Below are 23,931 nucleotides of genomic sequence, written 5' to 3'. Positions count from 1 at the left end.
TTGATCTCGGTTTAGTTTTTTTTAAAAAAAGTCATTCTTATTTATATGTTTATTATATTTGATTAATAAATTATAAATATTATGAAAAAAATCTTGATTTTGACGTTTGTTTTGACTCTTGGGACTTTCTCTACTGAAGTGTTTGCTGAAAAGTTGACGACAAAAATATCAATCAATTCTTCTCTAGTAGCTGGAACGAGAATATCGGATCTAGGAAGTGATTTTTATGTTACTGTTGTTTATGATACTATGACTTCATCAATTGTCGGGGTGTTAGTTCGTGATATTTCAAATGTTCAATATTCTGTTGTAAGCTATAATAATAATGTGGGATATGATGCTAGATCAGGAAGCTTGTTTAGTGCAGAATTTTATGTGACCTTTTATCACCATGGTTTTGGACAAAACGTAACATTAGGTTTTAATGGACTGTTTAATCATATGGCAGTCGGTTGATTTCTAATGGCTTTTTATGATAATTTTCGACACTGAAATACTAAAATTTAGCAGCAAAGGCGAAAAGAGCGGCTGGTCTTACATCGAAATTCCGCGAGCGCTTGCAGAGCAGTTAAAATCAGATTATCGAAAGAGTTTTCGTGTAAGAGGGATAATAGATCAGCAGCCTGTGCATGGATTAGCCCTTACCCCCATGGGTGAGGGCAATTTTATTTTAGCATTAAGGGCATCGCTGCGAAAAAAAATCCGTAAAGAAGAAGGTGATATCATCCAGCTGGAGCTGGAAGAGGATACCGACTTCAAAATGGAAATACCCGAAGATCTTGAGTTATGCCTTTGTGAGGAGGAGACTTGGATCAACCAATTTCTATCCCTGGCAAAGTCGCACCAGCATTACTTTATCAAATGGATCAATGAAGCCAAAACGGAAGCAACGCGTACCAAACGGATTGCCTTAACGGTAGAAGCAATGGAAAAACAGCTCGACTTTGGTGCAATGATTCGTATGGACAAAGCGAGGAGGAATAGTTAAAATGCCTGTTAAATAAAAGATGGCGTACATTTTGATAGGAGGTTATGAGCAATGATATTTAAATTCATCGCTAGAAATTATCTCCTAACAAATAAGTATCTTTGTGTATGTCAATAATAAGCATGGAAGCCGAAAGTGCTGACACAATTGTTGCACTTGCGACACCCACAGGAAGCGGTGCCATTGCCGTTATCCGTTTGTCGGGACCACAAGCAATTGAAATAGTAAACGGCGTCTTTAAGGGAAAAGATTTAAGCAAACAAGCAAGCCATACAGTGCATTTTGGAACCATCCGCGACGAGGGTGGGAAAATTTTAGATGAAGTGCTGGCTTCTATTTTTATTGCACCCCATTCTTATACGAGAGAAAATGTAGTAGAGGTTTCTACGCATGGTTCCAAGTATATTGTAGAAAGCATTATTAAGCTTTTTATAAGAAAAGGTGCCCGTGCTGCAAAACCGGGGGAATTTACACTTAGAGCTTTTTTGCATGGAGGAATGGATCTATCACAGGCGGAGGCTGTGGCAGATTTGATTGCTTCTAATTCGGCCGCTTCACATCAAGTTGCAATGCAGCAAATGCGCGGTGGCTTCTCCAATGAATTAAAACAATTACGGGAACAGCTGATTCATTTTGCTTCTATGATTGAGCTGGAACTCGATTTTTCGGAGGAAGATGTCGAATTTGCAAACCGCAGTCAACTCAAGGATCTCATTCTGGAGATCATTAAAGTGTTACACCGACTTATTTTATCGTTTGAGCAAGGTAATGTGCTAAAGAATGGCGTTCCGATCGTTATTGCCGGTAAACCAAATGTGGGTAAATCCACACTGTTGAATGCTTTGCTAAACGAAGAAAGAGCGATTGTGTCTGATATTGCCGGTACAACGCGGGATACCATTGAGGATGAAATCAACATTCAAGGAGTAAGTTTCCGTTTTATCGATACGGCTGGCATTCGGGATACGGAAGATATTATTGAAGCGAAAGGGGTGGAACGTACGCGCGAGAAAATGAAAAAGGCCCGATTGGTTATTTATTTGGTAGATCCGGTTGATGATGCATTTGAAGAGGTTTCCATTCAGGTGGCGGATCTGATTTTACTGAGAACGCCTTTTGTTCTGGTCATCAATAAAAAGGATCTGTTATCACCCGATGCGTTAGCCGAATACGAGCCGCTTAACCCGGTATTTATATCAGCTAAAAGTGGAGATGGGGTAGAGGCGCTGAAAGAAGAGCTCTTAAATCAGGTAAGTCTCCGAAATATTAATGTAGATGATGTAATGGTAACCAATATTCGGCATGTAGAGGCGCTTCTTAAAACGCAGGCATCGCTGGAAAAGGTTTTGTACGGAATTGATAACCCGATTACCTCAGACTTTCTAGCGATGGACATAAGGCAGGCACTCCATCATTTAGGAGAGATTACGGGACAAGTAAGCACGGAAGACCTCTTGGATAACATATTCAGTAAGTTTTGCATTGGAAAATAGAACACCGAAACAGGCGTAAATATCCCTATAAAAATGTGTTAAAAAAGCCCATGGACAAGCGTTCATGGGCTTTTCCCTTTACGGTACCCCCTTGTTTGTTTACGGTTTTTTCAGTTAGATTTGTTACTCATTTGTTACTCAAAACGGGAGTTTCAATGGCATTTTAAAACAGGGGGAATAACTGGCCTTATTTAACCTTAAATAACCTTGTTGGACCCTAATTTACTTTAATGTACCTAATTATTTTTGTTTATGTCTTCCAACTTTATCGTGAACCGAATCTGTGAGTATTGTGGCCGGGAATTCGAGGCCAGGACTACTGTAACACGTTTTTGCAGCAGAACCTGTAACAAGCGGGCCTCGACAGCGGCGAAACGGGGAGAAAAGATACAAGCCGTAAAGCGCGAAGTTTCGAATGCTAAAGGCACATCAGCGGATGAGCTGAAGAATAAGCCTTTTCTAAACGTCAGAGAAGTCGCTGTCCTGCTGGGATGCTGTAGGCAGGCGGTTAATAATATGATAAACAGCGGTAGACTATCGGCAACAAACCTTGGCGTTAGGAAGACTAGGATCAAGAGGGAAGATCTGGATGCGCTTTTCGCTGACCCCGAGGTTATCATTTCACCATGGCAGCTCCAGCAAGAAATCGACATGGTAAAGCCCTTGAAAAGGAATGAATGTTATACCGTCACGGAAATTCTGTTGAAATATAATGTATCTCCGCCCGTATTGACAAGAATGCTCCGCGAACATAATATACGTAAGGAGCAGGATGGCCAGAATGTACTGATACCAAAAGTGGCAATAGATACGCTGTTTAATGGATTTCAGACGAAAGAATCCGAACAGAAAGAGAATGAAGGACTTCTACCGCTCGATCCTGAGGAATGCTATACAATTGCCGAGGCGGGAAGGATATTGAACTTAGCATCTAGCGCCGTCTATTACGGAATATTGAACCGTGGCATACGTAAGGAACGGATCGGACAATCTGTTTACGTTCTAAAAAGAGAGGTCGATCAATGGGCCTTGGAACGGTTACCAACGCATAGCGACGTCGATACATTATCCATTCAGGAACTAGCTATATTATTTGGTAGGTCACAAACAAATGTTCGGGAAATTCTGAAAAAGCATGATATCAAAAAGATCGTAGCTAAAGGAGGAAAGACCTTTGTACTTAAGCAGGAAGTTGATTCTTTAATACCAATATATAAGCGGTATTAACATAGAATACCAAATTTTTAATGCAGGGGAAGAGGAAATAAAAAATAAGTAGATTAAAAAATAAACAAGCTCGCTATGGAAAAATAATTTAGCTATTATTGTTCAGTGTGGGGTGAGCAAGGAGGGTATTATGAAGGTAACCTTAAGAAAGAAACCGATCAGTAAAGGTCGCATGTCCTTATATCTGGATATATATCCTCCTGTAGCTCATCCGGTTTCGGGCAAGGTCAGCCGATATCAGTTTCTTGAGCTTTTCATATACAAAAGGCCGGCTTCCGATCTTGAGAGGAATCACAACAGGGAAACGCTGGAACTTGCAAACTACATTACCGCTAATACGCAGCTAAATGTACAGAATAAGCGATACGCATATGTCCCAAACTCCAAGTTGGATGGAAATTTTATAGATCTTTTTGAAAAATTAAAGAACAAAAGAAAAGGGTCTAATTACGTGAATTGGGAAAGCGCCATCCTGTATTTTAAAGGATTCACTGGCGATTTTATCTCCTTTCGACAGATAAACGAAACTTTTTGCGAAGAGTATGCCGATTATCTCAAATCTTCACCGGCGCTGGGAAAAAAAGGTAAACCGATTGGGATAAATACAGCCGTTAGTTATTTTATAAAGTTTAAGTTCACGTTAAAGGAGGCTTTTAAACAAAAGTGTCTTTATGAGGATATTGCCAAATTTGTTGAAGGTATCAGCCCACAGGAAACGCATCGAGAGTTTCTGTTTCAGGATGAATTGCAGGTACTTGCCGATACCACGTGTGAAGACGACATTAGAAGAGCATCCCTGGTATCGGCGCTTACCGGCTTAAGGTACTCTGATGTAGAAACCTTAATGTGGTCAGAAATCAGAGGCTCAGAAGGAGAATATTATATCCAGTTCCATCAAGAGAAAACCAGAGCAGCTGAAATGTTGCCTGTCTCGGATCTGGTTGTTTCCCTGTTTGGTGAACCAAGGGATTGGGACACCCGTGTATTCCCAAAGCTGACGTATAGTAGGGTACGCTACGCGCTTACAAAATGGGTCAGGGCTGCGGGGATCAAAAAACATATTTCGTTCCATTGTTTCCGCCATACATTTGCGACACTCCAGTTGGCGGCAGGAACAGACGTGTTTGTTGTTTCGAAAATGCTTGGCCACAGGCGTCTGGAAACGACATTAATCTATGTTAAGATCGTAGATAAGTTGAAACGTGATGCAGCGCTAAGGGTGAGGTTAGATATTTCCAAGCTTCAACTTAAGGCTGCATAGCATTTTATTTGGAAAATTTAAATGTGATATTGTTATGGGAAAAGTGAATGTGGATTTTGAGTATTTGTTCGATGAATTGCCCACTACTATAAAAAAACTTCATAGTAAAATAGACATTCTATTTGAACTTGTCAGGGACCTAAAAATGGATCGCGGTGATGTTTCAGTTCCCATGGATGTTTATCAAGCTGCAGACTTTTTGAGATTAGCGGTTCGTACAATTTATGACAAAGTGTATAAGAGACAACTTCCGGTTTATAAGAAAGGAAAGAATCTTTATTTCTATAAGGAAGAGCTTTATAGCTATATAGCATCTGGGAAGTTAAAAACGCACGAGGAACTTAAGCGGGAAGCAGAAGCATACTTAAAGCTCAAAAGTTAATAGCTGTTCTATTTTGCAAGATTATTTTACCTCTAAAATTTTTATATTTTTCGCACAAACCCCTTCGTAATTCTCCCCTACATCGAATGAAACTAGTTGCCCGTTTTGAATATTTTTCCATTCTACCCATGAATTTATCTCTATGAAATCTATTTTATTAGCATAGTATCTCACATTATCAGATGCGATAAAAACGAATGGCCTTTCCAAAATCTCGTTATTACGTTGAATTTTGCCGACTAATTTAGACGAGTCATATTTTAAGGAATCCTGTTCGAAATATTTATTTTCGAATTTTTCATTAAACTTTGTTATAATTCTTGAAACATTGGGTGTAAGGGCAAGTTGGGAAGAATATTTATTGATCAAATCGCGAATTCTTTCTTTATTTTCATTCACATGAACTGGCGAAACAATATTTATGAATTGCATTAATATCTCACTGAATGCCTTTATCATTTTATAGTCAAGAATATTTAAATTCGAACACATTTCGAACGTATCAAAGCCTTTATTATAAGCTTCGATTGCGCCATGATGATCATCTTCAACCCTCATTTTGTTATATGCTTTCCTACCATATAGAGATATCAGATCTGTATACACCACAATCTTATCTTTAGGATTAAGGATCGTTTGAGTAAGACTTTCATTTATTTCAATTGCCTCAGAGTAATTCTGATTAACCGTGTAGTAACGCGACAATAACAATTTAGAATAAGTATGGTCTGGCCGTAATTCGCAGACTTTCGTAATATACTCATATGCTTTATCATAGTCCTCGATTTGAAATAATAGAAACTGAGAATAATAATATAATAGCCTGACATCAGAAGGTTCGATTTCAAGCCCTGTAATGTAATCGTCTTCAGCTCCTAGAACATCACCAGAAGTAGCTTTGATAAAGGCGCTTATACGATAGGTTTCAAAAAAATTGGGAACAATGCCAATTGCTTCGTTAACTTTAATAAATGCATTTATGTAATCATCCTTTTTGAAAAGGACAACGCTTCTGTAAGGAATTTAGCGGCTATTTTTCATTTGGTGTTCTAAACGAAATTGCATTCAGGCCAAATTCGTTATGTTCATTAACCTGCTCTAGTCGCGCGACGCTTTGACTCAGATTCTTTAAGCGACCAGTTACTTTTTTTACAGTTTCAATACTTAATGGATGGTTCTTCGATAAGAAATCCTTTGCAAAATCTGTAATTTTATATGTGATTTCTTCTAGCGTTTTTTGCCCCATAAGTTCTCTGCTAATTAAGGTCGTAGTAAATAACTCATTGATATATTTTCTTACGTCGATAGGCTGAAGTTGGGACAGAAAAATTATTTCAGCGGTGTTTAGGTTTTTCCTTGCACCTCTGATGGTGTTTAATACATTAATCGCTCCAGCGCTTAACTTTTCATAGACGTTTGTTAGGCAAAAATTCAGTAAATCATCTTTATTACCTAACACTTCTAAAGGTGAAATTCCTGTCTGTACAGTATTAACAAACCACTTCAATGCCAAAGGGTTAAAGTAGAGTTTGGAGGCTATCTCTACCAAAGTCGATTGTGGCAATTTCAAGAGTGTATCACTATTCCGAATTCTTGCGACCTCTCTAATTAGGTTTGTAGATTCACTTTCTGATAATCCAGTTAATTTTCTCGGGAATTCGAGCTCACCTAATCCAATCCTTGAAGTTATTACAATGTTACATTTCATCTGAGCTTCCCGTATAAACAACCTAATTTCTTCATTTTGAATAGTCTCAAGATTATCAATTATTAAAAGCGTTTTGAAAATGTCTAGATATTCTAGAATGCCTTTTAGCTTATCGTCTTGGCTCTCTTTCTTATCTGATTGAAGTGAATCCTCAATATAATTAAGAAGACCTGTATAGTCCTGGATTGTATTATGAATGTCTTCAATACCCCTAACTGTCAGCATTGTGGTTTTAGCAGACGTCCAAATAATTAAATCAAAAGGACACTTTTCTCCCATGTCAACAATATCATACGCAACTTTTAGCGCTAATGCTGTTTTTCCGATCCCACCATCTCCTATTATACTCACAACCTTGTTGCTCAAAATTAGTTTTTTAATATCATCGGTATCCTTTTTTCTGCCGATAAAACCTGTTTCATCGAAATCTGGAATAGGTAAATTGTGTATTATATCAGCCTTTTCTTCGCTTAGACTTGGGATTGATAAAGTTAAAACGTAAAGAGGATCCTTTGATACGCTTTCTCTGGTCTCCAAAGAAGTTGACCAATGTATGGGATCAGACTTTTTTAGTGAAGCAATAAAGTCGTTAACAAATGCAAAATCGCCACCTAATAAGGGACGGGTGTGCATTACTCGATTTCTTATAGGAGTGATATCTTGCAATGTTGGGAATATTGACTGAAGATAGTTTGATGCTTCCTTGGTCAGAAATACGTTGTTTTGCCTTAATACAGTAAAAGTATCCTGGAAATCTAAGAATTCAACTATTAAGTCTAAATTCTCAGCTACATTCAAGCCGGGATTATCTTTCTTAAATCTTTTAAGAATAGTTTCCGCTAATTCTTCATTTCTTAGGAATGTCAAATCTGAAAAATAAGGGATTATATTTTTTTTTATAAGTTCCTTTAAATCGATCTCAATTCCATAAATGAATGCGGCAAGAGTTAGACGGACTTCTGTGAAATTTGACATTCTTTAAGCTATGGTTAATTTAGGTAAAGATATAGTATAAAAATCAATTTATAAAAATCCTTAAATATTTATTAAGTTGATATTGGCGATACTCTACCTACTGGGTGACTCAATGGTAAACTATCAGGATATCTGGTTTTGAAACTTAGATTAATCTAAAATATCATGACATACTCAGGTAATGAATTAAAATTATCACTTTTAGAAAATACCTTTTGTTCTGTTTTCAAAATTTACAGTCATTCGGTTTTCAATATCTTATTGTTACACATCAATATATAAACAGCTATTTATCTTCTTCTTATAAGACGGAACATATCTAATATAGCCACTCTCATGAAGTTGTTTGAGTGCCCGATAATAGGTTATTGAGCTTTGTATTTTAGCATCGGGCATCAATTCTTTGCTAGCGATTGAAATAGGGTTGTCGAATCCAGTCTCTATCCACTTACGGAAAATTGCCATGTACAGAGCAATATGAACAGTACCCAGAAAAGGATCCTTTTTTGCAGCGATAAGAAAATTCAACAGCACGTCTCTTGATTTTTCCATAATAGTATCAGATTGATTTTCCCCTTGAACGGGACAGTTTAATTATCTTGCCGACCTCATCATTCTTTTCAGTGACAGGCGTTCTCGTCCGGATCGATTTATTGATCTTTTCGCGTATAAGATCTCCAAAATCGAGACGTTTACCTCTCTGGTTTTTTAAGTAAAGCGCTCTTTTCTGGGGGTCTGCGCTTATAAAAAGGTCAACGGACTTCCCTTCAAGCTGAACGGTAACCTTTTCTTCCTCACCCATCTTCAAAGCCTTTGTTATCTGATCTTTTATTTCCTCGGTAAAAGGCAACCTCTCCAACTGTTGCAGAAGGTCAAAACCATAGGCCGGTGGGAATTCCTTTATCCTGAAATTTCCGTTATTATCTTTATCGGTGAAATCAAGCTGCTTCCATACCGTTACCGAAGAACCCATTAACCCCGCTTCTTCCAACGCGATGGCTTTCCCTTCAAGTAATTTTTGTGCCTGTTTGGCGTTTACCCAATGGCCGTCCTCATCTACAAAGGTTTGCTTGCGTAACTCTGATGGTTTCCTTTCGTCGTAAAGGGAGGCCGTGTAATCCTTCACAAGAAATTTTTCGTTTCCTTCTTTAATAACATGGATTTGATAGTCCATCCTGATGGTATCTGTTACATAGTAGGATACGGGCAAATGAAAAGTGTTTTTTCCCAACGCAACTTCCCGATCGATCATTCGATCCAATCCTTTGAACCCGATTTTCCTAACGTTAGCTTTTAACTCGGTTAAATTTCCATTTATCCGGCTTTTTAATTTACCGGACCTGCGAGGTGCTGTCAGGTAAAACCAGAGCCTGCGGAATAACCTTTGCAAACGGTTCGGGTACAGTTTTCTTTCAATCACACGTTTTTCTGCATTCAGTATCCGTAGGGTAAGCTGCTCATCCTCGTTTTCGCTCTTGTTATAGAGCAGGCTTAACCTTTCCAGAAACAGCAGTTTATCCGTGAGAAATGGCCGGTTCCCAGCTAGGCTGCCGGGGAAGAGTGTTTCAAACCGCTCTTCCCTAGACCGCCATACCAGCAGATCCCGTTCCACTCTGTTCATTGGCTCTTCCATCATTTAAAAATGATCTTGAATAATTGCTAAACTCCCTGAGTTCTTCGCCTTCTCCTATTATTCTGTTCTTCCTCTGGGGAAGTGATGTTTTCAGCCTCGGGGTTCTGATTCTGTGATTCCGCTTTTTTTTTACCAGCTTCCAGATTCTCATCCAACGAACCTTTCTGTGATAGGAGCATAAGCTTCTGGTTCTCATCATAGACATTAAGCTTTTTGTACCGGGCATCAACTTCAATATATCGTGTGACGTCTTTTCCTTCGGCATCTATAAAAATTGTGGATTGCCTGTTACCTTTTTTCAGAGAGCCTTGCAATGCTGCCAGTTCGGCCTCATTCTTTAAAGCCTTAATAGGGTACTCGTTTAAAAGTTTAGACAGGTCGAAACCGTTCTTGCTGCCCAGTTTTTTGATTTTCCCGTTTCCGTACTGATCTTTATCCTGGAAGTCTATATAGGAATATGCCTCATACTTCTCTTTTGCTTTTGTTGTATGCTCCTTTCCCACATACCTGCCTTCCATCATATTAACCGCCTCACGGAAAGTATAAGTGTTGCCGAGTTCCACACGGAAACGCTGTTTTGTTATGTGACCATCTTCATTTCTCCTAAATAAATCGTAGTTATTGAAGAAATAGCGGTCCTGTGTGTCCGATTTTCTGAAATTGAGCTCTGCGGCGACAGCTTTCCCGTCTGGAAATTCTTTTTTATAATCGATTTTAAACTCTTTTTTACCGGAAATGATATTCTCTACAAGATCTCTTTCAGGGATCTCACCAAATCCGGTGTACATTACCTGAGTTTTCAGGAATTCTAAATTTTCAATGTTCATGATTAAACTATTTTATGGTTAAAGAATTGTTGTGTCCGGCAGTGGGCAAACTGCTTTTACCAGTTTGCGGTTCTTGATTTTCAGTTCCGGATTTCTCCCACCTCTGGATTCGAAGAGCTGGAATACCAGATGTTTTTTATTGGGAATAGTGAACTTCCGCAGGACAAGCACGAAGTTTTGTGAGGCCTGAGCGGGAACTTTGGATGGCTCGGCATAGCGATAGACCGGTTGGATCTCGGTTTCCTGTGTGGCAGTTCTTTTGGCCCGGCTGTCGTCCCGGATAAAAACCCTCAATTGGTCGGTATCAAAATCGATGTTTGAGCTGTTCTCTATATTTGCCTGAAAATAGAACAGATCTCCGGATGAATAAATCCCTGTCACAGACAGGTTGATACCAAAAGCATCATCGGCCAGACCGGAAACGGTCTTTTTTCTCGGTGCCACAGATGCAGCGGTCTTTTCAAGAACAGAGGCGTTCAGTCCATCGGATACTTCCGTTAGGCTGCGGTCAGTTCCATTTCCTTTATAGTTCACATTCAGAGGATAGGGAGTAAAGTTATAGCTAAGTAGATAAGAGTAAAGTTTACCATCGGCCGTAATAACGGTCAGGTTGGTTTCCTCAAAATCTGTGGTAGCCGCTTTTATCTGTAGGACATTCTCTACTCCGGTAGCCTTTTGCGCCAGCACACCGGGGCTTCCACGATCAACACTGATGACGGGGTAGGGATAGACCAGATTGGTGGTCTTGTTGTCGGATATTTCCAGGTTCATCGCTTCAATACCGGTCTGGGCAACTGCCGGAAATGTGGATATAAGGAGTAGTCCTGCTATCACACGCACTATTATCTTTTTCATCTTGCAGGTAATTAATGTTTATCAATCTAATTATTCAATCTTTCTGTTCCCGATCTTTCAGCAATACAATATCACCGGCTTTCAGGTCGACTTCTATCAGTTTGAGTTTTTTAGTGAAGAGACTTTTGGAGCCTTCGATCGCAGCGCCCATGGCTTGGGTTTCAAGGGAAGTACCGATTCCTGTCATTCCCACGCCCTGTACCGCCCTTTCTCCCGATTGTCTGGAAACATCTCTTGAAATAGCTCCATGGATATGGATGCCGTTCATTCCGTCGGCTCCGAACACCTCTAGGTTAACCGGGAAAATCGAGTTCCCATACGAAATGCTTTTTATCGTGCAGTTCAGACGTTCACCACTTAACGCGGCCTCACCGAAAACAAACGTATTCTTGGGAACCTGCACTCCATTGATGACAACCTCATCTATCAGCCGGAATTTGACCGTGGAGCCGCTTACAATGGTCTGATCTTCGTGTATAACCGCACGAATGGCGTTCTGCTCTTTCCGTTCCTGAACTGATTCCATTGAATAGAAGCCGCCCTGACTTCTGGCTACGACGGAGTCAGGTAATTTCCCGTTGCTTCTGCCAAGTAGCGTAACAGAGGCATTTCTACCCGCAGCCAAAACGGGATATACCTTACCCCGGTTCTGAACAGATTTTTCAACAAGGCGCTGCTGAACCCTTTCCGGGTGCTGGATATCGAGAATGGTCTCCATCATACTGTTCAGTTCCCCCATTTCAGGATCTTCGGTATTGCTATCCGATTGCATTTTTTCCAAAAGTCCCTCCAGCCGGTCTACATCATGGGGTGCCAGAGCTGACTCTTTTGGGGGCTGAGCGGACGCAGTTACCATTGGATCGGGCGTATTGAGTGTGCGGTCCAGCTTGGCAAGTTTGTCGTAAACTTTCCTTTCGCTTGCGCTGTATCCGTCTCCGGTAGGATAGGGAGTACCTAGAGGAGCGCGATAATAACCCGTTTTACCGGTCGTCGCTGATTCATCTGTGCTGTTATTTTCATTATAATAGGGATCGCGTCGCTGCTGCTGGTTCAGTTTGGCCGAATCCGCTTCGGCCTGTTGATAATAACTGAATTTGTCAAGCTGTTTGTCCTTAAGCTTTGCAGCGGGAAGATCCGGATTCAGCCCGCTTTTTGCATCCGGTTGTCCAGCAGCTATTTCGGCCGCACTGCCTCCACCGAGTACCCAGAACATCAGGGTAAGGAAAGGCAGTGCCAGAATAGGAAGCGCGGTCATAAAGCGCCGTTCCCTTAAAAAACTGTTTTTATCTTGATTTTCCATAAAGCGTTTAATTTTAGAAGTTGCTTTTCTCTTGATTTATTAGCTGTCTGGCGCTATCGATCAGTCCCGGACGGCTGCGCTGTATACTATCTCTTTTAAATCTTCCTCTGACCGTATTATCCAAGCTGTCAAACCAGTAAAGAAAATCCTTTGTACGCCGGATAATGCCCGTATCGGTAGATGCCTGTTTTTTTACCGGCCGGAGATTCACGCCGTCGTGCCGATTTTCAAGCATATTGAATATGGCGTGCTGCGCAGGACTACCGGACATCAGTCGGAGATTCCAACATACGGCGGCTGCGAAAAAGCATGCTATCAGTATCTTTTGTGTTCTGGAAGAAAGACTCCCGAATGTGCGTCCCATAAAACGCGCCCACTTCAATTGTAAACCTGTCAATCGATCCGCAAATTTCTGCGCCGCTTTTTCCCGTTTTCTGCCCGCTCCTCCGTTACTTATCTTCATCATTTACCGTTGTTTTACGCTTATATCCCTGTTCTCCGTTACTGACCAGTTTTCGATAAGAAAACCGTGGGAATTGAGGTTCGATCTCTTCACTTCCCGTAGTCTCCCTTCGGTCACCAGGTTCCTTAGCGCCACAGTGGTGGGGCGGGTAATTTCAAGCCTTGCAAAGCACCTGAAGGTATAGGGATAACCGTTGTTGCTTACTTGGATACTATCAATCGTGATCCGCTGGCTCACATTTCCTGAGATGATATTAGTGTAAAAACCACTTTCCTTCAGATTTTCATACTCCCTTTTTGCTGACCCGTCCGCCAGATAAAGCGCCCTTGATATACGGGACTGGATCAGTCTGTCATCAGGCTCAAGCCAGAAAAAGTATTCATGAAAAGTGCGGATATGGTCGCGGATCTCTGCGGAAAGATTTTCCTTGCGGTCGGTTGTTACCGCTTCCACTACTTTTCCGGTCGGCAGGATCAGCACTGTTTCATTGCGGCTGCTTTCCACGCTTATGCTCCTGTAGATTGTAAAGCAGGTGATCGCGCTACTGCAGCACGTTATCAAAAAGCAGAATAGCCTGAACTGCCGGAAAGTCGTGTCTATATTTTTTGCTTTAGTGAACATCATTTCAATATTTTATTTTCCCGAAAGTTTGTCGTGCATCCATGCCCCATTTTTGCCCAGGCTGCGTCCGATGGAACCGGAAATTCCGGCACCGTCACTTTTTCCTGATCTACCCTCACCATATTGACCAGCTGCATGTATTATATTGCCAGCTCCTGACATGGCACGTCCGCCAAGGGTACCTGCGGTGTGAGTCGCCGCAGACACGGAGCTGGTCATAAGACTGGTGACTTTCTGTAGCATTGCGCCTCCACCTCCGGCATTGACTATATAGCCCGCCACAGATGGAACTGTGAAATAACCCACGATGGCAATAATCATGAAAATCATATATGCCGTGTCAGTACTGCTGAAAAATGTATCGCCCGCATCGTGGATCTGCCCGATGTCCAGCTCCAGCATTTTCTGCTGAATACGGCCTATTATCGTACCAAACAGGTTCGCCACGGGTAACCATAGATAGACATTGATGAAACGGCTGAGCCATGCGACTAGGCTGTTCTGGAACGAATCAAACACTGCCAGACCAAAAACCAGAGGGCCAAGTATGGAAAGGACTACCATGTTGAAGGTCCTTATCGTATCGATGCATAGCGATGCGGCCAGGTAAAGCACCCGGAGTACTTCTGACATCCATTCCTTGATCGAGTTCCTGAAATTGTACTGCGCCTTGGACATGGCAAAGCGGATATCGTTGCCTATGCCGTCCAACCAGTCTTCATTCTCGGAACTCTCTCCCTCATGGGTATATTTGTACCACTTCTCTCTGTCCCCCTGACCTTCCATACCGACGTACATTTCCCAATATTTGCTTTCCTTGATCGCTTCCTCTTTGGCTTTGAGCAGAGCGGTTATGGCTTCATTGGAATTTTGGACCATCGCATTTGTCACACTGACCGCAGGTTCCATTACCCCGTTTATGATGCCCAGAACCGCAGGGAAGTTCATGATGGCAAATCCCAGCACGAACGGCCGGAAAAGTGGAAAGAAATCAATGGCCTCTGCATTGGCAATATGTCGCCATACCCTCACAGCGATATACCACAGTGCGGCAAAGCCCGCAATACCCTGACCTACGGATATCATATCCGCGCATAAGGGCATCATTTCCTGATATAGGTCGGAAAGTATGCCGTGGAGTCCATTGACCTCTCCCTCAAATCCCTGAGCGAACGCGAGACAGGGGAGAAGGAGCATCCCAACCGTGGAGCTGAAAAATTTCTTTCCCTTTTTCATGGTCTGACCTTTTGATTGATACCATAGATATCCCCGACTCCGAGCACATCGTTATTCTCTCGGTGACGTTGCGCAGAAAGAACCGAGGTTCTGCTATTAAAATCACGTAGAAAGGCAAGCTGGTCCTGCGTACCTTCATAGATTCCGTCAATCAGCTCCAGCCGTTCTTCATCTGACATACGTAGCTGGCCGGCAGTGATAACTAAAGCAAGATCATCCAGGTTCTTCAGGCTCTCACTGAACAGCTTATCGTACACCCTTCCCAGATAGGCAATTTCATCGGCATTGAAAGTACCGGCATTCCGGAACCGTTTAAAGGATGCCTTATATTCCCGGACGATCGTCAGCTGGTCACCGATGATCAGCCCTGTTTTCCGGTAATTCCTGACGACAGGGTTTACTTTCAGCAGATTGTTCAGAAAAACGTTATGAATGCTGAAATTTCCCTCTGAGACATCTTTTACTGCCTGATAGCCGGAACTGACCAGACGCCAGCCGTCTTCCATATTCTTCAGGATACCGTTCAGAGCCTCGAGTTTCGTCACGTTCAGCAGCAGCTGTGTAATTTCCTGGCTCTGCCCCCTAGCCATAGGTTGAAACACCGTCAGTGCCAGGACGATAATAACGGCAATTTTACACTTTCCCATTTTACTCTTCATTTGTTGTTTTGTATAATTCTTTCACTTTCTCTACCGACTTAAGTTCTTTGGTGCGGGCGGCTACCAGAAGGCCTGTTTCTGTGGAGAAATAAGCCGAAAACTGTTTGTTTTCCTGCATTCTCAGGTATAGCTCGTCCAGGCGTTTAAGTCGCTCATCATCCGACATGCTCAGTCCGCTGGCGGAACTGAGGTCGGCCAGTTCATCGATCAGTTCCGCACAGTCTTCCGTCAGCTTTGTAAAAACCGAGGATACATAGTTCATCTCCTGCTCATTGAATATCCCCGAAGCGCTGACGTTGCCAAGACATTTACGGCGCATCCCAAGGATTTCAACCTGCATGGATATGATTTCTGATATCCGCGCATAGTCTCTAATTTTGGGATTGAGTCCGAGAAGCCGGTTAAATACGTCATTGTGGAGGTTGAATTCCCCGTTGCGTATGTCCCAAAAGGTATTCAGTCCTGTACGGGCTATTTCGTATCCCTTTGCGAGTACTCCTTTATAAGCTTCAAAAGCCGCGATCTGCTGGACCAGATACTTTTTCTGCGTTTTCTTCTGTGAGAACCACTCCGAGAAGGTTTGCGCGCAGCCCCAAGAGGAGAGTAATCCCAAGGTTGCAGTTAACATTATGGATTTTCCATTCATCCTATTATATTTTTCTTATCCTACTTTGTTTTTTTGGCTTATTTAAAACCATATTCATCGCCTGGTTACAATCGGGTATTTTATGGTTGCCCTGTATATTTTCTATCTTTTTCTCGTTTCCGGTCTCGCCGTAAATATTTTCCGTTCTGATGGTCATTTCTCTTACCTGAAAGCTCTGCATCCTTGAGTAATCGACATCCATGTTCAGATGGATTGAGGAATATTCCGGATCTGCACTCCAGCGCAGATAGGTTGAGAAAGACAATCCCGTCTTCGCGTGGGACTCGGTTCCTGCAATAATACCATAGATATAATCCATGATACTTTCCCGGAATCTGCCCGGACACGCCGCATTGGTTAGAAAATAACCTTCGTAACCTTTCGATTTTAGCAAGCGATCAAAACCATCTATATTTTCAAGCAGTCTTTCCAAATCGTTTCTCATCAATACTCCTTTCAATTTTTGATTCCATAAAGCTGTTTCACGCGGTCAATGTCGCCCCGGTCCCGCGCGCGCTGCAGGCTCAAAAGTGTATTCCCGCGATTAAACTGCCGTAGGTCCGACAGGTTTTCTTCCATCACCTCCTTTGCTGCGTTGATCGTTTCAAGTCGCTTGGCATCGCTCATCTGCGTGCTGAACGCCTGTATTACCAGCTCTACCTGATCGAGGTTTTTAACACTTTGTTCCAGCATCCCGTTATAGACTTCCTCCATAAAACTGAGCTCGTCGGGACTGAAATGGTCGTCCTGCCTGAACAGGTTCCATGCCCGCTGATACTCATTGACCATATCGACCTGCAGCTGCACCATGTCACGCACCCGTCCGTAATAGCTGATCGCACTCTTTACTTTCCACATTTCATCGAAATAGTCTGCATAGAGGGTACGCTGCCGCTCCGTCCAGTCGGTGATCTCGTCCAGTTTAAGTTTTGACAATGTGTTCTCAATGGTTTTATGCGCATTCTGCAGCCAGATGATCTTGTTCTGTTCACGCTGTATCTTAAGGTCGACTGCTTTGATCACACGCTTTACCCCTGCCTGTATTACCGCAAGGATAGCTGCCGGAACAGCTGCGCCCGTGTTCCGCGGAAATAGAACAAGGACACACAGTGCCGTTCCGATAAATAATTTTCTGATCAGATCCATGTTCATTCCTTTCTTTTACTATCTTCTACCAGGTGCCGTATCCCTTCCTCCATACTGCCATATTTTCTGGCATACTCAATCACTTCCACACGTTCCTTTCCTTCGGTCGTAAAGGCATAATATTCCTCCGGGCAGAGTTCGTTGCGTAGAACCTTCATCACCTGACCGCCGAGGTCCACAAATATTTCGTGGTTGTCGCGGTTGACGGACAGGAGCTGCGTTCTGCCTTTTTCGGAGAACCCGAGCGTATCCTGGATCTTTTCGAACTTGTTCATAAACTTGCGCATGTCGAGCAGGATTTTGATGTCGGCATTGTTAATGATCGCCTCTTTTATGATCTCCGAACTGATCAGGTCATCGAGTTCCTGTGTAATGACCATCGGAATACCGTTGAATTTACGGATGGTCTTGAACGCATATTTCAGGAATTCGGCCATGCCCGATTTGGCGATAGCTTTCCATGCCTCGTCAACCGTAAGCACCTTGAGCACTCCGGGAAGTTTGCGCATCTTGGAAATAAAGAGCTCAACAATCGTGAGTGTTACTACCGGAAAAATCGTGGGATGATCCTTGATATTGTCCAGTTCCAGCACGATGAAAGGCTGGTCAAGCAGGTCGAGATTTTCCGTGGCATTCAGCAGGAAGTCAAATTCACCCCCGCGATAGTATGGTTGCAGGACGTATAGAAAGTTGTCGATATCAAAGCGGGTTTCCTTTACCCTGCTTTCTTCAAGTGTATGGCGATAAGTGTCCCGTAGGTATTCGTAAAAAGTATCAAAGGAGGGAAAAATGTTTTTATCGGAGGCCAGAAGCCGATAATAACCGCTGATGGCGTTAGATAGCGCGACATATTCTGAACGATTGAAGCTCTCGTTTTCCTCTTTCCATAGGGATACGAGCAGGGCTTTAAGGCTTTCTTTTTTCTCGGTATCCAATACCTGACCCGCAGGCAGATAGAACGGATTGAACCGGATCGGATCATCTTCGGTATAAGTGAAGTAATAGCCTCCCAGCATTTCACACAGTGCGCGGTAACTTGCGCCAATGTCCACCACCACACAGTGCGCTCCCTGATTATACAGCGAATGTAGGATGTGGTTGGTGGTCATGCTCTTTCCGCCACCACTTGAACCGCAGATGAGGGTTCCCATGTTCGAAGTGATTCCCTTTTTTCTCGGACCTATGAAAAAGTCCGTAAAAACAGGACGCGCGCTCAGCCGATCGCAGAAACGGATGCCCGTACCGGACGGGTCGCTTTGGTAATTCGTATCAACATTGAGAAAACATGCAGACTGCTCGGCAAAGGTGTCGAAACACTCATTCAAGGGAAGATCGGCAGCATTCCCAGGGATACCCGCCCAGAACAGCTGAGCCGCACCAACCGTTTCGAGCTTGGTAGAGGCATCGATCCGCGACATGGCCGTAGTTACCTGGTTACGCAGATCTTTAAGCTCCTCCCTGTTTTCGGCCCAAACGATCACGTTGAAATGGGACTTGACGGGGAGGCGCTGCTGTCCGATCGCCTCGTTCAGGAAAGCGTTGGTCGCTTCCCACGCAATGGCGTTCTCTCGTGAATAGGCTGCCAGAGACTGCAAGCGTAACCTTTTCTTTTCCAGTTTTACAATCGTTTTCTGTGGGTCTTCGAGAACAATGAACTGGTTGTAGATATGGTTACAGGGCAATAGAAGTCCAAGGGAAGAGGCAAAACCGACACTGAAACTGCTCCTGTCCGTACTGAACCTATCATATGTAATCCTGCTTCCGGACAATGACGGCAGATCTGCTGCATCTGAAAGCGCATAGAGTTCAACGCGCTGTCTGCCTATCTTAAATTCTTCTCCTTCTATCTGAATGTCCTTTACAATCGGGCTATCCTCTTTTTCTGATAAATAACAGTAACGCTCAATGATACCCGCTTTTTTGCCTGTGCTGAGCAGATCGCCATCCTTTAATCGCTGCATTGAAGCAAGACCCGAATCATTGATGATCTGCCGGAACTGCTGGCAGCTGGCAGAAAACTCCTGCAACATCCGGTCATTTATCAGTTGCTCGGGAATAATGCCTGGACCGATCAGATGGGACGCCATGGAAGAACCGGGTTTGCGTCCCTCGGGCTTCTTGGTGAGGAAGAGGTAGGCCGTATGATCGAAATATTTCCTGCCATTAAAGTGGCGCGCAGCTGCGTCGGTCAGAAAACTTCGGTTGTCATGTGGATAGCTGAATGACTTTTCAATGACCCAGTCCTGTTTGTGCACTACGCAGTGCTTTGGAAGTACTTTTATCGCCTTGATCCATGACTGGTGCAGGGCTTCGTAATCTTCACCTACCAAGGTGAACAGTTCTGGCAATTCCATCCGATATCCGATGGTAATATCTCCTTTTTTGGATATAATACAGTTATGTTCAACATCCATGATGGGCAATACTTCTTCCAACCACTTTTCCATTTTCACCATTGCCTTATTATTTTATCTTCAGTGATGGGGATATTGAACCCACACTGAATTCTGTTCAGTTTATAAAGCGGAAACCGGTTTCTTCTGATCCCGACTGTTTATTATTTGATATGTTTCGCTCTTCTTGACTTTGTCTTTTGTCTCTCGCCGATCGCAATCTCTTTTTCGATCTGGTTTCTACGTACGATTTCGGGCAGCGCGGTATCCTTCAGCTGCGTTACCCTGGCAACGTGCCGCATCTGTAATGGATATTTCCGCATAAAATACAAATCGTCCAGACCCAGACTCCTTGCCACACCCAGCGGATCAAGGTGAATTTCATTGGGAAGTGTAACAAGTACTACATTTTCCGGCAGTCTGGTCGGTGCCGCCGGTAGGTATATCCGTTCACCACTTCCGATGCAGAAATAAAAGTCTATCTCTTTACCTTCTGAGCTGCTGGGGACTGACCGCAGATTGATAATCTTTCGGCTATCATAGACGTGACGTAATACTCTTTCATTCCAATCTATCTCGAAGTCATGCCCTCCGACGTGAATGACGGGCAGTTCCCCGTTACGTCTGCGTTCAAGCATACCGGGGTCTGTAAGCAGTTCCGTATCCGTTCGTCCCCTAATCTCCGCCTCGTTCAATCCGCTCAGCTTTGCCATTCCTTCAGGGTCAAGCACGGTCAGCGGTGGAAGGCGGACAAGCGCGAAAAGGTCATCAATACCGGGGAAATGGCGGGCAATGTTGTGGGTCTGCCGGTCATACCAGAACTGGTACCACTTTCCTTCATAGGTCATATCCTTGAATGATATGGTATTGTCCGGCCTGTCGACCTGACGCAGTTCGTCCTTCATTACATCGACCGTGAACCAGCAGTCCTCCAGGTAATATTTCGGTAGTCCCCTTTCCATATTCGTCATATTTTCTGATAAATCATCTGTTCCATAAACCGGAGCATTGTTCATAGCTTTCTTTTATACTGTTTTCTCGGATTGAGCTTCAGATCATCGCTGTATTTCTTTACGAAATGGTTTTTTCTGACGGTTTTGACAAGCATTGTTTCCTTTGGGTTGATTTCAACTGCATGTTTCATCTCATAGATATTGTTGTCATTCAGCAAATATGCCCAACAGTCACAGCGGCGGGCGGCATAACCGATCGGATCCAGGTTCATCGGGTGGGGTATTTCCAAAAGACGTAATCCTCTGGGAATTTCCGTCAATTTACCGGCATCGGACATGGTGCCATTTTCGATGTCCATAAACCCCTTTAACAGCCCATCCCACTGCTCGAATTGACCGAAATGAAGCGTACCGGTCTTATCGCATGCCTCAAATTTTTCATTCGCGATATCAATGAAATATGGCTTGTGTGCGATTTCCAGTATAGGAAGATGACCGTCAAACCGATCAAGTATGGTTCTGTCCACGAGCTGTACGGGAACGCCTTGATGTTTGCACTCGAGATTAAATGCATAAGCATATGCCGAACCCTCTTTGTAACCGGATCTGAGCAGATCCACGGGGATACATATATGCATTAACTTGGTGTGCAGACTATCACTGAAGCTCGGATTTTGGGCAATATTCCTTGTTTTTCTATCATACTCAAAGGCAAAGTAGTTACCGGACTCCAATCCAGCGAACGAAATTGTATTACTGGGATCTCCCAGCTCAATAAGATGTTGACGGACAGCATCGATACCGAAAACGGCTTGGTCGATAATAATCCTCGGCATGCCGGTTTCCTTCAGTGTGACCAGCGATTCACTTATCTGATCGGAGGGATATTCTTCGGTTTGTGGACCGGAGTTCCCAGAGCTGATCTGGACCCCTGTGTGCACAGCATTTATCTTTTCGCGGTTGCCTCGGACAATGTCGCTCAGAATTGTCCGATCGGGAGAAAATCCCCATCCGGCAAATGATGCGCCTTCACCTGAAAATTTTCTCAGGGACTTATACCATCTGCCGAAGCGGTGATCGGCATATCCTATCGGGTCCATAGCTTCCATTTTTGGAATTTCGATGATTGACAGGTCTTTTGGGATTTCCGCCATCGAATTGATATTCGGTATGACAGGAACTCCTTTCTGGAAAAAGCCGAGAAGGTGGTCGTCAACCTCGGTGAAATGGTGAACGGAAATGGTAGCGGAATGGCCCACGCCAGTCAGTTCACCATTTGAAACGTCTACCTCATAACTTATGGCGGCGATACTGACGGTCGGAAGTTCACCGGACAGCCTTTTTTCCATATAACTGTCAACTAGCAGAACACCCGCATCTATTTCATAGCTCCGTTCATTGAAAGTGTCAGCATACTCGGAGCCCTCTTTATATCCCTTTTCCAGCAAGCGCCTGGGGATTTTAATGAGTTCAAACGGCGGTATATCGCTCATAGGGAAGGCACTGAGATTTCCTACATTCTTTGAAGTCGCATCGTAGACTAGATCGTAATGTCTTGCGCGTCTTTCCATTTCGGCAAACGGAATAATATTGTGCGGATTATCGGTCTCAACAAGTTGTTTACCTGAGATATCAATATAAAAAAGTGCCTGATCAATAATGATGCGTGGTAATAGCATTACATTCTCCTTCCTTTTTTTCTATCCTGTTTGACCTGTTGTTTTTTCAGGTTCTCTTCGATCATTTCTGCAATGGGCTTTATTTTTTCCAGAGGAAAAATCCGGGCCTCCATCCGCTGCTGGATCGGGTATTGATCCAGTAAAGCCAGCTCGTCACCCCAGTCTTTTCTGCCCGCGCCGACAGGGTCCAGTTTAGAATCATGTGGAAGTGCTACCAGAACCGTATTTTTTGGATACGCAGTGATATTTTCGTCGATGTCCACCAGCTCATGCCGATGGTAGTTGTAGGCAAAAAGTAATGATGAATCACGTGCTTCTTCGGTACGGTTTAGATCAATCGTTTTCCAGAATTGATCAGTTGCCCTTAATTGACCCATGCGCAGATCAACATAATAGTCCTTATCAACAATGCGGATAACCGAAAGATTCCCCTCGTGTATCCTATGATGGATCATTTGGTGGCTGCACTCCAGGTCTTTGTCCTTTTCCGGTAGTTTTTCTACCGGTACACCATATTTAAGCGACATCCCTTCAGGATCAAGTTCGACCATTTCAGGCAGATGGATTTTGATCCGGTCTTCAACGCCCTCTTCGAAATAATTGATTAGTTGGCTCTCCCTGTCAAAAACAAAAGAATATCCCTGTTCCTCTTTTTCCATATCACAGAACTCGATCACGGAGAGCGGGTCCTCTTTTTGTCTTAGTACATCAAAGGATACATCAATCTCATATTCAAATCCGCCGATATCGATTGTGGGAAGGTGGCGGTGTTTAAATGTCAATGGGTATTCTTCCAGTTCCGCCAGTGTTTCTCTGTCGACCAATCGGATATTACACTCCGGGATATATTCCTTGTTGAAGTTCTGCGCATAGTCGGAACCTTCTTCATATTCTCCATAGATAACTGCCTCTGGAATATTGATCTTTTGGATTTCGCTTGGTGTTTCCCCATCCGTTGCCGGGTCAATCTGGAATTTGGCCTTGTCGATTACCGTCGAGTAGTAACCTGATCGATCCTGTAAGCTGTCGAAATGGATCTCATTGTCGGGATTTCCTACCTGTATGAAGCGTCCGAAAATAGGATCAATCCTAAACAGGATATCGGCTAAGAAAATTCTCTTTTGCTCTTCCATCTTTTTTTGCTAACGGTTAACATTTGGACCACCGGTTCTCTGTCTGAATATTTTCCTGCTGTTTGACCTGATTACCCTAGGTATTCTTTTGCTGGCCGTCAGTTTCATTAGGCCATGTGGCCCATAGGTTTCCGATAGCCTGTAGATCCGCATGACGGCAAGTGTGCCACCTCCGCCGGTAAGGACAATGCATATCAGCGAAGGGATACCGACCATATAAAGTATCGCGAAAAGGATAAGAAGCACAACGATCAGTCCTCCAAGGTACCAGATGTACTGTGCTTTCAGACCTTTGAATTCTACCGGGGCATTTACCCCTTTATTGATTTCGTATACACTGTTTGCCATGGCTG

General features: G+C 43.3%; 25 protein-coding genes. 6 read left to right on the top strand and 19 right to left on the bottom strand.

The window, feature by feature from the left end; genetic code table 11:
- Positions 1 to 81 precede the first annotated feature (81 nt).
- The 6 genes from QT327_RS16955 (at position 82) to QT327_RS16930 (ending at position 5,351) form a co-directional block, all read left to right on the top strand.
- Positions 82 to 456, top strand: coding sequence for a hypothetical protein (locus QT327_RS16955; RefSeq protein ID WP_289553529.1), 375 nt, complete (start codon positions 82 to 84; stop codon positions 454 to 456).
- A gap of 16 nt (positions 457 to 472) precedes the next feature.
- Positions 473 to 988 carry a YdeI/OmpD-associated family protein gene (locus tag QT327_RS16950; protein ID WP_289553528.1) on the top strand — a complete coding sequence of 172 codons (516 nt, stop codon included), beginning with the start codon at positions 473 to 475 and terminating at the stop codon, positions 986 to 988.
- A 107-nt stretch (positions 989 to 1,095) separates the two neighbouring features.
- A complete protein-coding gene (mnmE, locus tag QT327_RS16945) occupies positions 1,096 to 2,481 on the top strand; it encodes a tRNA uridine-5-carboxymethylaminomethyl(34) synthesis GTPase MnmE (RefSeq protein WP_289553527.1) in 1,386 nt (461 codons plus the stop codon).
- Positions 2,482 to 2,733: 252 nt separating this feature from the next.
- Positions 2,734 to 3,708, top strand: a complete 975-nt coding sequence (locus tag QT327_RS16940; protein ID WP_289553526.1) for a helix-turn-helix domain-containing protein — start codon at positions 2,734 to 2,736, stop codon at positions 3,706 to 3,708.
- Positions 3,709 to 3,838: 130 nt separating this feature from the next.
- Positions 3,839 to 4,969, top strand: coding sequence for a site-specific integrase (locus QT327_RS16935; protein WP_289553525.1), 1,131 nt, complete (start codon positions 3,839 to 3,841; stop codon positions 4,967 to 4,969).
- Positions 4,970 to 5,003: 34 nt separating this feature from the next.
- Positions 5,004 to 5,351, top strand: coding sequence for a helix-turn-helix domain-containing protein (locus QT327_RS16930; RefSeq protein ID WP_289553524.1), 348 nt, complete (start codon positions 5,004 to 5,006; stop codon positions 5,349 to 5,351).
- A 21-nt stretch (positions 5,352 to 5,372) separates the two neighbouring features.
- On the opposite strand, the gene QT327_RS16925 is transcribed toward QT327_RS16930, so the two are convergent.
- The 19 genes from QT327_RS16925 to QT327_RS16835 all read right to left on the bottom strand — a co-directional run bounded on the left by QT327_RS16925 (position 5,373) and on the right by QT327_RS16835 (position 23,926).
- Entirely contained in the window at positions 5,373 to 5,909 is a 537-nt protein-coding gene (locus QT327_RS16925; protein WP_289553523.1) for a hypothetical protein, read from the bottom strand.
- Positions 5,910 to 6,381: 472 nt separating this feature from the next.
- On the bottom strand, positions 6,382 to 8,034 hold the full coding sequence (locus QT327_RS16920) for an NB-ARC domain-containing protein (protein WP_289553522.1): 1,653 nt from the start codon (positions 8,032 to 8,034) through the stop codon (positions 6,382 to 6,384).
- Between the two features lie 264 nt (positions 8,035 to 8,298).
- The gene (locus tag QT327_RS16915; RefSeq protein WP_289553521.1) at positions 8,299 to 8,586 is read right to left on the bottom strand and encodes a hypothetical protein; all 288 of its coding nucleotides are present in this window, start codon (positions 8,584 to 8,586) and stop codon (positions 8,299 to 8,301) included.
- A gap of 7 nt (positions 8,587 to 8,593) precedes the next feature.
- Complete coding sequence (locus QT327_RS16910) at positions 8,594 to 9,670, bottom strand: hypothetical protein (protein ID WP_289553519.1); 1,077 nt, start codon at positions 9,668 to 9,670, stop codon at positions 8,594 to 8,596.
- A gap of 23 nt (positions 9,671 to 9,693) precedes the next feature.
- Positions 9,694 to 10,494 (bottom strand): hypothetical protein, encoded by an 801-nt coding sequence (locus QT327_RS16905; protein ID WP_289553518.1) that lies wholly within the window; start codon positions 10,492 to 10,494, stop codon positions 9,694 to 9,696.
- Positions 10,495 to 10,512: 18 nt separating this feature from the next.
- Entirely contained in the window at positions 10,513 to 11,349 is an 837-nt protein-coding gene (gene traN / locus QT327_RS16900; protein ID WP_289553517.1) for a conjugative transposon protein TraN, read from the bottom strand.
- A gap of 34 nt (positions 11,350 to 11,383) precedes the next feature.
- Positions 11,384 to 12,649: a conjugative transposon protein TraM gene (gene traM, locus QT327_RS16895; RefSeq protein WP_289553515.1), complete on the bottom strand. Its 1,266-nt coding sequence runs from the start codon at positions 12,647 to 12,649 to the stop codon at positions 11,384 to 11,386.
- Positions 12,650 to 12,662: 13 nt separating this feature from the next.
- On the bottom strand, positions 12,663 to 13,115 hold the full coding sequence (locus QT327_RS16890; RefSeq protein ID WP_289553514.1) for a hypothetical protein: 453 nt from the start codon (positions 13,113 to 13,115) through the stop codon (positions 12,663 to 12,665).
- Positions 13,116 to 13,733 carry a conjugative transposon protein TraK gene (traK, locus tag QT327_RS16885; protein WP_289554443.1) on the bottom strand — a complete coding sequence of 206 codons (618 nt, stop codon included), beginning with the start codon at positions 13,731 to 13,733 and terminating at the stop codon, positions 13,116 to 13,118. It lies immediately after the preceding gene.
- A gap of 12 nt (positions 13,734 to 13,745) precedes the next feature.
- Positions 13,746 to 14,969 (bottom strand): conjugative transposon protein TraJ, encoded by a 1,224-nt coding sequence (traJ, locus tag QT327_RS16880; protein WP_289553513.1) that lies wholly within the window; start codon positions 14,967 to 14,969, stop codon positions 13,746 to 13,748.
- A complete protein-coding gene (locus QT327_RS16875; protein ID WP_289553512.1) occupies positions 14,966 to 15,514 on the bottom strand; it encodes a TerB family tellurite resistance protein in 549 nt (182 codons plus the stop codon). The genes traJ and QT327_RS16875 overlap by 4 nt, the downstream gene beginning before the upstream one ends.
- A 103-nt stretch (positions 15,515 to 15,617) precedes the next feature.
- Entirely contained in the window at positions 15,618 to 16,274 is a 657-nt protein-coding gene (locus tag QT327_RS16870) for a hypothetical protein (protein ID WP_289553510.1), read from the bottom strand.
- Between the two features lie 4 nt (positions 16,275 to 16,278).
- Positions 16,279 to 16,719, bottom strand: a complete 441-nt coding sequence (locus tag QT327_RS16865) for a hypothetical protein (protein ID WP_289553509.1) — start codon at positions 16,717 to 16,719, stop codon at positions 16,279 to 16,281.
- Between the two features lie 11 nt (positions 16,720 to 16,730).
- Entirely contained in the window at positions 16,731 to 17,420 is a 690-nt protein-coding gene (locus QT327_RS16860; protein ID WP_289553508.1) for a conjugal transfer protein TraI, read from the bottom strand.
- A gap of 2 nt (positions 17,421 to 17,422) precedes the next feature.
- The gene (locus QT327_RS16855; RefSeq protein WP_354004784.1) at positions 17,423 to 19,876 is read right to left on the bottom strand and encodes a TraG family conjugative transposon ATPase; all 2,454 of its coding nucleotides are present in this window, start codon (positions 19,874 to 19,876) and stop codon (positions 17,423 to 17,425) included.
- Between the two features lie 101 nt (positions 19,877 to 19,977).
- The gene (locus QT327_RS16850; RefSeq protein WP_289553506.1) at positions 19,978 to 20,526 is read right to left on the bottom strand and encodes a hypothetical protein; all 549 of its coding nucleotides are present in this window, start codon (positions 20,524 to 20,526) and stop codon (positions 19,978 to 19,980) included.
- Positions 20,527 to 20,825: 299 nt separating this feature from the next.
- Entirely contained in the window at positions 20,826 to 22,445 is a 1,620-nt protein-coding gene (locus tag QT327_RS16845; protein WP_289553504.1) for a hypothetical protein, read from the bottom strand.
- Positions 22,445 to 23,578 carry a hypothetical protein gene (locus tag QT327_RS16840; RefSeq protein ID WP_289553503.1) on the bottom strand — a complete coding sequence of 378 codons (1,134 nt, stop codon included), beginning with the start codon at positions 23,576 to 23,578 and terminating at the stop codon, positions 22,445 to 22,447. Before QT327_RS16840 ends, QT327_RS16845 begins: the two co-directional genes overlap by 1 nt.
- A 9-nt stretch (positions 23,579 to 23,587) precedes the next feature.
- Positions 23,588 to 23,926 (bottom strand): DUF4133 domain-containing protein, encoded by a 339-nt coding sequence (locus tag QT327_RS16835; RefSeq protein WP_289553502.1) that lies wholly within the window; start codon positions 23,924 to 23,926, stop codon positions 23,588 to 23,590.
- Positions 23,927 to 23,931: the final 5 nt, after the last annotated feature.

The sequence above is a fragment of the Olivibacter sp. 47 genome (assembly GCF_030372825.1).
Taxonomy (GTDB): Bacteria; Bacteroidota; Bacteroidia; order Sphingobacteriales; family Sphingobacteriaceae; genus Olivibacter; species Olivibacter oleidegradans.
Note: the sequence above shows the minus strand (reverse complement) of the source record. Positions and strands in the feature narration are given on the sequence as shown.